Origin of the sequence: Rosistilla ulvae, assembly GCF_007741475.1 — a bacterium.
In the GTDB taxonomy this organism is placed as follows: domain Bacteria; phylum Planctomycetota; class Planctomycetia; order Pirellulales; family Pirellulaceae; genus Rosistilla; species Rosistilla ulvae.
In genome coordinates this window covers 4,853,331-4,866,356 of the sequence record NZ_CP036261.1, presented here as the reverse complement: position 1 = coordinate 4,866,356, position 13,026 = coordinate 4,853,331, and the positions used below count along the sequence as shown (strand labels likewise).

General features: G+C 56.9%; 8 protein-coding genes. 6 read left to right on the top strand and 2 right to left on the bottom strand.

Annotated features, from left to right (window positions below):
* Nucleotides 1-6: 6 nt before the first annotated feature.
* Complete coding sequence (locus EC9_RS17165) at nt 7-1,446, bottom strand: sensor histidine kinase (RefSeq protein ID WP_218934211.1); 1,440 nt, start codon at nt 1,444-1,446, stop codon at nt 7-9.
* 346 nt (nt 1,447-1,792) lie between these two features.
* On the opposite strand from EC9_RS17165, the gene EC9_RS17160 reads away from it, so the two are divergent.
* From EC9_RS17160 to EC9_RS17135, 6 genes are all read left to right on the top strand, one after another.
* Nucleotides 1,793-3,688, top strand: coding sequence for a peptide ABC transporter substrate-binding protein (locus EC9_RS17160; RefSeq protein ID WP_246105740.1), 1,896 nt, complete (start codon nt 1,793-1,795; stop codon nt 3,686-3,688).
* A complete protein-coding gene (gene dgt / locus EC9_RS17155; RefSeq protein ID WP_145347105.1) occupies nt 3,681-4,823 on the top strand; it encodes a dGTP triphosphohydrolase in 1,143 nt (380 codons plus the stop codon). Before EC9_RS17160 ends, dgt begins: the two co-directional genes overlap by 8 nt.
* Nucleotides 4,824-5,236: 413 nt before the next feature.
* On the top strand, nt 5,237-6,259 hold the full coding sequence (locus EC9_RS17150) for a PIN/TRAM domain-containing protein (RefSeq protein WP_145347103.1): 1,023 nt from the start codon (nt 5,237-5,239) through the stop codon (nt 6,257-6,259).
* A 241-nt stretch (nt 6,260-6,500) separates the two neighbouring features.
* Nucleotides 6,501-7,817, top strand: a complete 1,317-nt coding sequence (locus tag EC9_RS17145; RefSeq protein ID WP_145347101.1) for a citrate synthase — start codon at nt 6,501-6,503, stop codon at nt 7,815-7,817.
* Between the two features lie 242 nt (nt 7,818-8,059).
* Nucleotides 8,060-9,745: a BBP7 family outer membrane beta-barrel protein gene (locus EC9_RS17140; RefSeq protein ID WP_218934209.1), complete on the top strand. Its 1,686-nt coding sequence runs from the start codon at nt 8,060-8,062 to the stop codon at nt 9,743-9,745.
* Nucleotides 9,746-9,799: 54 nt separating this feature from the next.
* Nucleotides 9,800-10,870, top strand: a complete 1,071-nt coding sequence (locus EC9_RS17135; protein ID WP_145347096.1) for a hypothetical protein — start codon at nt 9,800-9,802, stop codon at nt 10,868-10,870.
* A gap of 51 nt (nt 10,871-10,921) precedes the next feature.
* Here EC9_RS17135 and EC9_RS17130 read toward each other — a convergent pair whose 3' ends face one another.
* A complete protein-coding gene (locus EC9_RS17130; protein ID WP_246105739.1) occupies nt 10,922-12,133 on the bottom strand; it encodes a carbohydrate porin in 1,212 nt (403 codons plus the stop codon).
* Nucleotides 12,134-13,026 lie beyond the last annotated feature (893 nt).

The following is a 13,026-nucleotide window of genomic DNA, read 5'->3' as shown; positions in this document are numbered from 1 at the left end:
TTTGCGTTACCGCGAGCGGCGAATCGATTCGACGTGCCGCCGCAACCGGCCTTGGCGTTGGTGGAATTTCTGCATCAGCCATTTCACTTCGTTTTCCAACCGCTGTTGAGCGACGTTGGTCAACAACATGTCGGTCGCCGGCGTCGCCGCGGCTGCGGGTTTCGGCATTGCTTGCCGAGGTAGGGGCCGCTGGATGCCAAGATTCCCCCGCACAAACGCCTCTTGCAGTTTTGCCCTGTCCGCTGGCGTTCCCACCGCGATCGACAACGGGTTGGACCACTGTAGCGGGCAATTGTCCAGCATCATGTCGCCCGCTTGCATCCGGGCCTGATCGATCGCCACGATCCGCTGTTCCGCTTCGCCAATGTTGTTGTCTAATAGCAGGATCCACTGGTCGGGATTTCGTTGGTAGATCAATTCGTGCATCTCGCAGTGGCTTTGCAAAAAGCGATCGAGCGATTTGCTCGGTTCGGCTGGCAGCGAATTGGTGACGCTCACGCCGACCATTGCCACGTTGCGGTTGTAGCGGGGCGGTGCCGCTTCGGCTGGCAGCGTTTGCTGTCGAGGTGTTGCCGCGGTGTGGCGCCGCATCGGACGAATGCGTTGTCCGGCCGGCGATGGCATCTTGGTTGCAGTCTGCCGGGGTGGCAATATTGCTTCACGCCAGCGGGCAAAGCTGTCGACGACCGCCTCGGGACCACCGATTGGCAATTCGACACTGAAGCGCGAACCTTGGCCTTGCCCGCTTTCGACCTCTAGGCGAGTGAAGTGAAGCGCAGCGATCTGCCGGCAGATCGACAATCCCAGCCCGTGTCCATCCTGTTGCGTGACTCCGCGTCGGGCCAGCCGGGACCATTGTTGCGGGTCGATTCCCGCGCCACCATCCTCGACCGACAACCGCATCCGATCTCCGGTCTGAGCCAGTTCGGTGCGAACGGTGATCTGTCCCGATTCGGGTGTGACGCGAATCGCGTTGTCGATCAGGTTGACCAGCAATCGCTTGATTTTGTCCGTGTCGGCGAACATCGGGGGCAGATCGGGTTCAAAACCGATCCATTGCAAGCCAACAGATCGGCTGCGACGGGTCGATTCGACCAGCGGTTGGACCAGCGTCGGCATTCTGTCGGCAGGGATCCAGGTTTTGGCGATTCGTGGGTTGCCGGTGCGAACACATTCGAAATGCAGCATGTCGTCGATCAAGCGTTGCATGTCGTTGCAGCGGGCGACGACCGCGTGGAGATGCTGTTTTTGTTCGCTCGAGACGGGACCTTCGACCCCGTCGGCGACCAATTGCGTCAGCTCGCGGGCGGCGGCCAATGGGGATCGCAGATCGTGCGCGGTGTCGGTCAACAGATGTCCGGCGATATCCAAAGCGACGCGCGGGTCGTTTTGCGACGTGGCGGAATTATAGGCGGGGCCGGTCTGAAACATTGACAACTTCGACATCGAATTCATCCCTGATCGATTTAATGGTAGGCGTGTCTGATATTCAGGTTCGACAAAACGTGGCTTCGTGTTGCATGGGAAGGGCGTGGAGAACCCAAACCAATCGATGGGTGTGTTGAAGTAAATCGAATGTACCGGTTGCAAGACTACCGTTGCGGATCTCCGCAGCGGCCGGCGAGAGTGCCGGGGAGAGCGTTTGGGAACGCGGGTTCCCTTGGTCGGGCGTTTCTGAGAAACTGACGCTTCGATTTACCCTTCCTAACCAATCGAGTTGGAGGATGGCCGCGTGCCGCCGGAAATACGTCGAGCGTTCCCTTGGTTCTTGATTGGCATATGCGTTTGCGCGGTGATCTGGGCACTGTCGTTTACATCGCTGCCGCCGGCCGATTTCGCCTTTCAAAATGGCGATGATGTCAAAACGCTCGATCCCGCTCGGGCCACCGGGGAACCGGAGCACAAGATCTTGCAGGCGTTGTTCGAAGGCCTGCTGCGATCGGTACCGACGGGGCCCGTCGATGAGAACGGGTTGCAATCGGTCGAAGTGGTTCCTGGGATGGCCGATCTGCCGGAGATCTCCGAGGATGGTCGAACGTACACGTTCCATCTGCGCGATGGCATGAAGTGGTCCAATGGCACCCCGGTCACCGCTGGCGATTTCGCTTGGTCGTGGCAACGGGTTTTGCATCCAGAGACCGCCGCCGAATACGCTTCCCAGCTTTATTACGTTGTTGGCGGCAAAGAATACAACACGGCGGAGCTGAATATCGGCGATCGTGTCGAGGCGGAATTACGCGACCGTCCGGCGAGCCCCGATCCGCTGCAGCCGTTTCCGCGGGGGACGGTTTTGCATGGCATTCTCAAATCGCTCGACAAGCCCGATCGACCGGAGATCGATGACGAGACGAGCGAAGAAGGAAAGTCGCTGTTGGCCGATTGGGAAAACTCTTGGGTTTACACGGTCGATGTGAAACCGCAGACCGATGCGGGAATCGATTGGGATGCCCAGGGGGACCTTCGCCGCTTCACCAGGCAGACCGACATCCCAAGCGATCAACAGGGGGAACTCGAATCGGTGCACCAGGTGCTGATCGATTTTGCCAATTTTGGCGGCGTGGAAACTCCCGATGACCAAACGTTGATCGTCCGGTTGAACGAACCGACTCCCTTCTTTTCGTACCTAACCGGTTTCTACACGCTGTTTGCGGTGAATCCCGCCTGCGTCGAAAAGTATGGTGCGCCGGCGTGGACCAAGGCGGAGAACATGGTTTGCAACGGCCCTTATGAATTGGAGTTCCGCCGGATTCGGGATCGGATTCGGTTGCGTAAGAACAAATATTATTGGAATTCCGACGCGGTCGAACTCGATCGCATCGATGCCTACAGCGTCAAATCGCAGACGACGGCGTTGAACATGTATCTCAAAGATCAACTGCATTGGGCGTCGGATGTGCCGTTGTCGGTGATCGAAGAGATCCAGCAACGCGACGATGCGAAGGTTGGGGTTTCGCTGGCGGTCTATTTCTACCGTCTCAATACGACCCGCAAGCCGTTGGATGACGTGCAGGTTCGCCGGGCGTTGAACCTGGCGATCGACAAGCAACAGATTGTCAGTGAAGTGACGCGGGCTGGCCAGATTCCCGCGCAAAGCATCGTCCCACCCTATCTAACGCAGTATCAGAGTCCCGAAGGGGAATCGTACGATCCCGAGCGTGCTCGCGAGTTGTTGGCCGAAGCTGGTTTTCCAGGGGGGCGTGGGATGCCAACGCTTTCCATTTTGTACAACACCAGTGAATCGCATCGCGCGATCGCCGAAGTGATCCAACAGCAATGGCAGAACAATCTGAACGTCAAGGCATCGTTGGAGAACATGGAATGGGGAACGTATCTCGACAAAGTCTTCACCATGGACTTTACGATCGCGCGAGGTGGTTGGAACGGCGATTATCCCGATCCGAATACGTTTTTGGACATGTGGACGACGGGCAACTCGCACAATAGCACGGGGTGGAGCAGTCCTGAGTACGACGAATTGATCGCCCGTTCGCAAGCGGCCAGCGGCCAGGAGCGGATGGATCTACTGCGGCAAGCGGAGTCGATCTTCTTGAAGGATCTGCCCGTGATTCCGCTCTATTTTTATACTCGCACGAATCTGTTCAGCCCGCAGTACGCCGGCTTCGAACCGAACGTGATGGACCAACATCCGCTGCACCTGATCCGCAAACGCGACAGTACCGATGAATGACAGTGTGCCTCTTCCCGCGGACCGTGAGAACCGATTGTTAGCCAGTTATGCGATGCACGGCGAGGATTCGCTGGGGCGCAAACATCCCGAGCCGACGCACCCGTATCGAGGTCCCTTTCAGCGCGATCGCGATCGGATCTTGCATTGTTCCGCCTTTCGCCGGTTGGCTGGAAAGATGCAAGTTTTTACCGGCGACATGGGCGATTATCATCGCACGCGTTTGACGCATACGTTTGAGGTCGCGTCGATCGCGCGCACGATCGGCCGCGTGTTGCGGTTGAACGAAGATTTGATCGAGGCGTTGGCCTTGATGCACGACATCGGCCATCCGCCCTATGGCCACTGTGGCGAAGACGTTCTGGACGATTGTATGCGGCAGGCGGGCGGGTTTTCGCACAACCAGTTCGCGTTGACGATTGTCGAAGACTTGGAGCAGCGTTTCAATCGCTTCAGCGGTCTCAATCTGTCGGCAGAAGTCTTGGCCGGGCAAAACGCTCGGGCCAACAAGCATCAAACCGAAAACGTTGCGGCACCGCTGTTGGAAGTGCAGGTGGTCGATGCGGCCGATTCAATGGCTTACGATGCCCACGATATCGACGACGCGGTGCAATTGGGGCTGTTGACGATCGAGGACCTGGCCAAGGTGCGGTTGGTCGACCGAGCGCTGCGTTCGATCGAATCGAAGTATGGAAATCTGCCTCCGAAACAGTTGCGGCCGGCGTTGGTTCACGAATTGGTCGATCTGCAGGTCAGCCATTTTCTGGAATACAACGTCCCACGGATCCATGCCGCCGAAGGGAAGACGGCGGCGGAGGTGCGGGAGGAAGGCTTGCGGGTCGAGGAGGAAGATCTGTTCACCAGCGAGCGGCGCGAACTGGAAAAGTTTCTGTTCGACAACATCTATCGCCACGCCCGCTTGTTGGAGATCCGGCGCTCTGCCGGTCAGCGGTTAGAGCAATTGCACGAGCGGTTGGTCAAGGAACCGAATCGCTTGCCGCTGCGTTTCCGACAGCGAGCTTCCGGGATAGGGCCGATCCGCGCGGTTGGCGAATACATCGCCGGGATGACCGATCGGTTTTGCGATGTGCAACACGAATTCTTGTTCTCCGGTGCCGGCCCACTGGCCGATTGGTAGCCCCCACGGTTGGACCTTGTCGAGGTCGAACGAATCAAGCTTCTGATCGTTTTTGAGGGGGCGGACTGCGAATGCGGGATCGATCTGCCCGAGGGAGTGAACAAAGTTGGATAGCACAACCGTACAGTACCTCATGGGAATCTAACGTAAAAATCAACGGTTTTGCGTTTCTACCCAAGAATGTTTTGGCAGCAATGATTTATGATTGTTGACGAGATATCGCTTTCGCAGAGTCTTCACAACGATTTGGTATCGGCCTCGTTATTTTTGGCCGCGGGCAGCTACCAATCCCCCACCCATGCGATCCATCTGATCGCGTTACCAGATCCAAGGTCTCGGAAGCAGGCGAGTTTATAAACGGTGGAATCGCCCCACCCTTCGAGAAACATATAGATAGGCAAGGTAAACCCCCGATGAGTCTGCTTCTTCTACGCGCCGTCTTCCTCTTAGTGGCTGGCGGTATTTCCGCTCTGATCAATTATGCTGTTCAAGCGGCAAATTCATCGTTGCAGGTGACGACGCCCGCTTGGGTGCCTTGGGCCAACTTGGCGATTGTGATGGGCTTGGCACTGGCGGTGATCGCGATCGATGTGTTTGTTCCCAGCAAACGGATCGATGCAATTTCATCGGTCTATTTTGGCTTGCTGGTCGGCGTACTGCTGACGTATGTGCTGACGATCGCTCTTGCGCCGCTGTTAGCGGAGCATTATCAGACGCCGGTCCGTTTGGTGACGGGGATGGTGTTATGTTACATCTGTATCAGTCTGTTGTTGCAGACCAAAGATGATTTTCGGTTCATCATCCCGTACGTCGAATTTGTTCGCGAGGTGAAGGGATTCAAGCCGCTGATCTTGGATACCAGCGTGGTCATCGATGGCCGGATCGAAGATCTGGTCAGCACGGGGATCTTCGACAACCAATTGATCATGCCGCGGTTCGCCTTGAGCGAATTGCAGGGGATCGCTGACAGCAGCGACAAATTGCGTCGCGCCCGCGGCCGTCGCGGTCTCGACGTGCTCAACCGTCTGCGAGCCAACGACGCCGTCGATTTGCAGATCTTCGATCGCGATCTTCCCGAATTTGCGGGGCAGGCTGTCGATTTGAAGTTGGTGCTGCTGGCCAAGCATCTCGAAGGCAAGGTAGTCACCGGCGACTTCAACTTGAACAAAGTCGCCAAAATTCACAACGTGCCGGTGATCAACCTAAACGAAATTGCCAACTCGCTGAAGCCGATGTATCTGCCAGGCGAGCAGTTCCAATTGAAGGTGATCAAGGCGGGAGAAGGCCAGGATCAAGGGATTGGATACTTGGAAGACGGCACGATGGTCGTTGTCGAAGGGGGCCGCGACAAGATCGCCAAGGAATTGATGGTGACCGTGACCAGCACGTTGCAAACCAGTGCCGGTCGGATGATCTTTACGCGGCACGATGTCTGATCCTGCCTGACGAGAGCTAGTTTAAATGGCGGGGGTGCGTTTGGCGGTTGCGTAAAAGGCGTCGGCGGGGGACTTGCCTGGCCGGCGTAAGCGGCCGAGACATCCCCGCGTGTTGGGAAGTTTGAATGCGAACCATTGGTTTTCGCTTAACCGAATTGTCGCGATGCTATCGCGCGGTTAAGATGCGAAGCGAATCGTTTGGAGTAATGTTTCGAAATATGGTGCCTGGAGACACCCCTTGATGAGTACGGCGACTAACGGCGAAGCAACAACAACCGGAACGGCTCGATTGAGCGTTGGCGATACTCAAATCGAGATGCCCGTAATCGAAGGGACCGAACACGAGCGAGCGATCGATATCAGCAAGCTGCGTGGTGAGACGGGCCTGATTACGATCGATGAAGGTTTCGTAAATACCGGCAGCACGACCAGTTCGATCACCTATCTCGATGGCGAGAACGGAATCCTGCGTTACCGCGGCTATCCGATCGAGACATTGGCGAAGAACTGCGACTTTGTTGAAACCAGTTATCTGTTGATCTACGGCGAATTGCCCAATGCCGAGCAATTGGCGGCGTTCCGGTCGTCGATCCGCAAGCACACCATGATCCACGAGGACATGCGTTCGTTCTACAACGGGTTCCCGCGCGACGCGCACCCGATGGCGATCCTGTCGAGCGTCGTGGGGGCGCTGTCGACGTTCTACCAAGATTCGTTGGATCCGCACGATGCGAAAGAGGTCGAGATTTCGATCCATCGCCTGTTGGCCAAACTGCCAACAATCGCGGCTTACAGCTACAAGAAGTCGGTTGGCCAGCCGTTTCCTTACCCAAACAACGCGTTGACCTACTGCGAAAACTTCTTGGAGATGATGTTCGGTACCCCCGCCGAAGACTATCATCCCGATCCCGATTTCGTGAAGGCGCTCAATCTGTTGTTGATCGTCCACGCCGATCACGAACAGAATTGCAGCACATCGACCGTTCGCATCGTCGGCAGCAGCAATGCGAATCTGTTCGCTTCGATCTCCGCCGGTATCTGTGCCCTTTGGGGACCGTTGCACGGTGGTGCCAACGAAGCTTGTGTGAACATGCTGCAACAGATCGCCGACGATGGTGGCGATGTGGAGAAGTACGTCCGGATGGCCAAGGACAAGACCGATGGCTTCCGTCTGATGGGCTTTGGCCACCGCGTTTACAAGAACCGCGATCCGCGAGCGATCATCATCAAGGAAGCTTGCGACACGCTGCTGGCGAAGATGGATATCAAGGATCCGTTGTTCGATGTCGCACAACGATTGGAAGAGGTCGCGCTGCAAGATCCTTATTTTGTGGAACGCAAGCTCTACCCGAACGTCGATTTCTATTCCGGCGTGATCTATCGTGCGATCGGTATCCCCGTGCAGATGTTTACCGTGTTGTTTGCGATGGGACGTCTGCCCGGTTGGATCGCTCACTGGGTCGAAATGCACAATTCGCCCGGCGCACGCATCGGTCGTCCGCGCCAGATCTATACCGGCCCGACGCAACGCGAATTCGTCCCGATCGAAAATCGCTAGTCGCTAGCGGCCAGCAATTGCTGTCATTAAAAGTTCGGCGAAATCGATACTTTTCTAAACTTTGGCTCAAGTCGACGTTGACGAGTGTGGGATTTTTTTCCCACACTCCCGTCGCTTGAGGTGCTTTTGGCTCGCTGCCGGATCGTTGCGGTAGGCTCCTAAAGCCCCATGTTCTGATCGACCATGTTTCCAAAGTTATCGTGACCGCCCACATGATCGCATACCACGCATCGCATTCCCCTATGGGGTTGCTTAACGCACCCACCGGCCTCCGGTTGCCCATCGGCTGGATTGCGTTTCTGGTCCTCTGCACAATCGGCGTCACAGCGTTCGCCCAGTCGCCGGCGCAGCCCGGGCTCGGCGCCGAGATGTGGCGTCCGTATCGCAAGCCGGGTACTGCGGTCCCCAACCGCGACAGCCAGCCGACCAAGCCACAAACGAGCGACGAATTGCCACGTCGCTTGGTCAATGATCCGTTCGCCGACGAACTGTCGGATGACGATCTGGTTACCGATGACTATGCGGCGATCACGCAGGAGATCTTCACGGGGGATGACGATGATCGCCAGCAAGCTCGGATCGCAATGGCTTCCCACGAAGAAGCGATCGCGGACAAGGATCGCTTGCCGCAAGAGCCCGCGCCATTTCAGATCCCTCCGGGATTAAACGTTCCCGCGGTTCCCAAGATCGTCTATTTCGGAGAACCGAAAGGGGAGGTTGTTCGCGCCAGCTTTGATCCGGTTTTGATCGAACCGATCGAGGGCGAAATATATTCGCACGAAGGGCCGATCGACAATGGATGCCCCAATTGCGGAGGCCAGTGCGGCGCTACGGGACTCAATTATTGCCAGGCGACCTGGACTTTCGGTGCCGAATATTTGCTCTGGTCGATGTCGGGATACGACGTTCCTGCGTTGGTTACCAGCAGCACTGCAGGGACACCGCGAACCGAGGCGGGGATCTTGGGCGAACCGAACACACGGGTTCTGTTCGGCGACCAAACGCTCGCCGAGGGTTCGCGATCGGGGGCCCGATTTTCGCTCAGCCGCGTGCTCGATCCCAGCGGGATGAAGTCGGTCGAATTGAGCTATTTCTTTTTGGGAAAGAGCAGCGATTCGTTCAGTGCTAACAGCGATGGGGCAGGGATTTTGGCGCGACCCTTCTTCAGCGTCGAACCGGGGGCGACCGGCCCCAATGCCGAACTGGTAGCATTCCCCGGCCTGCTGGAAGGGAATATCTCGGTCACCGCCAGCTCGGAACTGCAGGGGGGCGGCCTAGTCGCATACCAAGTGATTTCTCGCAGCGATTGTCGACAAATCCGACTGTTCGCCGGATACAACTACTACGAACTCGAAGAATCGTTGCAGATTCAAGACTTCAAGCGGACGCTCGACGCCTCGTTGGGACTCGCCGTTGGAACGACCGTCGCCGAACAGGATCAATTCAGCACCGACAACCAATTGAACAGCTTTGTCTTGGGGGCCGATCTGATGGCCCGCCACCGTCGCTTGACCGTCGGGTTGATGATGAAAATGGGGCTCGGCAATACGAATACCAAGGCAACCCTGTCGGGACAAACGACGACGACGGTTCCGTTGGCTGGGGGCGACGACGTGAACAGTGTCAACACCGGGCTGTTGGTTCTGGATACCAATCGCGGCGTCTACGAAGGCAACGAATTCACGATGATCCCTCAATTGGGGATCGATGTCGGTTACCAACTCACCCGTGGCTGGTCGGCGCACCTCGGATACGACTTCATTTATTGGAGTCGCGTGATCCGACCGGGGGACCAAGTCGACACAAATTTAAACCTCAGCCAATTGGCGGCTGGCGGAATCGATGGTGTCCCGGCCCCGGCAATGCCTTGGAAAATCAGCGATTTGCGGATTCACGCCCTCGATTTTGGGTTGCAGTTCGCATACTGAGAATTCGTCTTCATTCTATTGACCTGGCGGTCCTGAAATAGCTAACGTGCCAGTATGAAGTGGATCGCACCCCCTATCGAATACTCGCTTATCCTGAGTCTGTTGCTTGGCGCTGCAGCGACCATTGGGTCGCCCGTCGATCTGTGGAGCGAAGATCCCCAGACCGACCGCCCGACGGTGCTTCTGGATAATGACCAAGTTTTGTTTGGCAAAGCGAAACAGGAAGGGGATCGAATCGTCATCGAACAATCCGATGGCGCGATCATTCGGTTACCCGTCGATAGCGTCCGCTGTTGGGGACCCGACATCAAGTCGCTGTTTCAGTTTCGCATGGATCAACGCGAACGCCCTAGTATCCGCAGCCATTTGATCGACGCCCGCTGGTGTTTGAACAACGGCCTTTACCGCGAAGCGGCTAACGAGCTGTTGCAGCTGTACGAGTTGTCGCCGGAGAATGCGGAAGGCAAGCGGTTGGAGCAACAATTGCGAACGCTAACCGAGCGCGTTCAACCGGTAAGTGCGGAAGAACCGGTGGTTGCCGACAAGGTGACCGACCATGTTCATATCTCGCCCCTCGCGACGCAGCAATTCACACGAGTGATCCAGCCGATTTTGATGAACCGTTGTGGTTCGTGCCACGATACGACCGACAACAGCAAATTTTCGCTGCTTCGCTTGCCAGGCGTCAGCCGCGTTTCGGCGTCGATGACACACCGCAACCTGCAGCATGTGGTCTCTTGGATCGATACCAACGATCCGCTGAAGAGTCCTTTGTTGGACTATGCCCAACGGGGCCACGGTGGTTCGGATTCCGCACCGTTGGGAAAATCGCAGGCCCGCGCATTCGAGAGTCTTGCCTATTGGTGCAGCCAGTTTGCCACCGTTCCCGCGGCGATGTCCAATCCCACGGTGCCGATCCCAACGAGCGCGACGATCAGCCCGTTTGATCAGCAATCGGGCGGTTCGCTGGTCGCTGTTGAATCGGTTGCCGCCGCCGATGGATCGCCGTCGCTGGTCGATCCGATCCATGACGCTCCGAATCAACCACAGCGTTTGCCGCAGGTGATCGATCCGTTCGATCCAGAGGTCTTCAATCGCAAGCACCATACTCAATTGCGACGCTAGGCGGCGCGGGAATCGTTCCTTCGCGATGATGGACGGATTCAATGCTTCGGTCTAGAACGCAATGTTCATCCGTGCTCCGGCAACAACTGCGGTGTCGATCGATTCTCGGGCTGGCTTGAGGACTTGAAAATCGGGAGTGAACGTGATGGCCCGCGTCACAGCGACGTTGTAGAACAATTCAACTCCCTGGCCATCGCCGATCGGTCCCTCGACCGCTTCGAGCAACGCCCCAATTTTGTCGCTGGTACCGGCATAGTAGTACCCGACGCCAAACGAATCGTGCTCGCGGCAGGCCAATGGGCTCGATCCGCCGAGTCCAGCCGACAAGAAGTATCCGAGTGGATTCGTGTCGCGGTCGGCGACTCCAGCCCGAGCGAAATAGCCCCATCCCCGCGATGGGTTGCGGCTGTCCGATACGAGGTACTGGTCGCAGTTCCAATAGGCCGACCACGATCCGGATTCGCGAGCGATCGGAATGTTTGGCAAGATCACGCGTGGGTCCTGGCCCAATTCGACGTAATCGCGACTGCTCCAAGTTCCGCCGATCAATTGATGGCCGGGAAGCCCGAAGAAGTTTGTCGGCACGCGAAGTTCGCTCGACAGGGTGACTCCGTCACGAAACAGTTCGCTAAATCCACTGGTGTTCGCGGTATCGGTCGGGTTGATGACCAGGAAGCTCAGCAGGGGGCTCCCTTCGTGCAGGAAGGCGAATCCGGCGCCCAGTGTCGAATAGGGAACGGTGCGAAGCGCGAGCGACGAACTGACGAACGCCATGTTCGAAAATTGGCGGATGCCGCGGCCGTGTGCGAACGCGTTGGCGTCGCCATCCAGGGTGTCCATCTTGCCCGCGAACACGATGAAGCTCTCGGACAAGGCTTGGGTCAACAGGACGTTGGTCAGGTAGACGTGGTCGCTGTCGGGGACCGGAAGGTCGGCTTCAATCGTCGCTGGCATTATTGCTCCGGTGTTCCGTGACACCGAATCGCCCGTCCGATGTTCCGCTCTCAGTTTCAGGAACAGTCCCTCCTGAACTCCCATCTTGCCGAAGTCGAAGTTCATCACATAATCGCCGTGCCGCGCGTATTCGAAATCGCTATTCAAGCCACCGCTGGGGGTTCCCATGTAGAACTGCGTGACGTTGTTCTCCATCGTGATGCCGCAATCGGCAAACGATTTGCGGATGCGATCCAACGATTGGCACATCGAACAGGATTGCAGCCCCTGGCAGGACAGGCATCCACATCCGGTATCCGATGCGCTCATTGCGTCGCAGCTCAGGTCGCCACAGGTATCGCAGGAATCGACCGCACAGCAATCGCATGAGCCGAAATCGACGGCGGCGGCGTGTGAGCCTGGAAGCATACTGCCGGCCAGTAACAACGCGAGACTGCCGATTGAAAAAACAACGTGGTTAGACTTCAGCCCGAACATCCTTGTTCGCTCCGTGATTGCGATGACCCAATGGTTTGGCGATTACGAGTGCATCGATCCGTCGCGTTGCGGTCCACTGATAGCGAATCGCGGATTGCCCCCGGGCTGGGGTGGGTTCCAGCCAAAGATTTCTATCGGTGCTGCGATTGGCAAGCTGCCGGTCGATGATGTTCAGATTGCGAGAAATCCCTTTCTCCGGCCCCTATTAATGCGTGGATTTTACGGTTGTCCGGATTGTGATTCGAACGCAGTCGATTGGTGTAGAAAAACATAGGCTTTGAGATGGACTTGGCGAGATTCGCGTTGGAGAAGCTGTACTGAAAAAAGCGGTTGAAGCGACGATGACGACGGATCGTGCCGGTTGTAGGTTCTCATGCATACGTCGCTGAGAATTACTCGCTTTCATTGCGATCGGTGTTTGACTTCCGCAAACCACGCAAACAGACTCGCCAAGGTCGAGCGTTTATCACCAATCGATCTTATTTGCTTGTCGATTGGTCGCCCGAGCGATGTCTCGCAGTCGGCGAGCGTTCCTAAAAAGTGCCGAAATATTTTGAGCTTGGATGGTGCCAGGTTTGGAATTCGCAACCCTAGAGAATCGGTCGCTCGTTCTGCGACAACCTGTTTTTGCTTACGGCAAGGTGATTTGCATTGCCGTTGCGGCAAGGGTGGCGAGCTGCGCCGCAAAACCCAGATGTGGGGGCGGTGCGGGCACCGAGGTAAGC

Bases quoted from the DNA above. Each gene is read 5' to 3' on its own strand.
- EC9_RS17165 (WP_218934211.1), bottom strand. From the start codon at position 1,446: ATGTCGAAGTTGTCAATGTTTCAGACCGGCCCCGCCTATAATTCCGCC.
- EC9_RS17130 (WP_246105739.1), bottom strand. From the start codon at position 12,133: ATGAGCGCATCGGATACCGGATGTGGATGCCTGTCCTGCCAGGGGCTG.
- EC9_RS17135 (WP_145347096.1), top strand. From the start codon at position 9,800: ATGAAGTGGATCGCACCCCCTATCGAATACTCGCTTATCCTGAGTCTG.
- dgt (WP_145347105.1), top strand. From the start codon at position 3,681: ATGAATGACAGTGTGCCTCTTCCCGCGGACCGTGAGAACCGATTGTTA.
- EC9_RS17140 (WP_218934209.1), top strand. From the start codon at position 8,060: ATGGGGTTGCTTAACGCACCCACCGGCCTCCGGTTGCCCATCGGCTGG.
- EC9_RS17145 (WP_145347101.1), top strand. From the start codon at position 6,501: ATGAGTACGGCGACTAACGGCGAAGCAACAACAACCGGAACGGCTCGA.
- EC9_RS17150 (WP_145347103.1), top strand. From the start codon at position 5,237: ATGAGTCTGCTTCTTCTACGCGCCGTCTTCCTCTTAGTGGCTGGCGGT.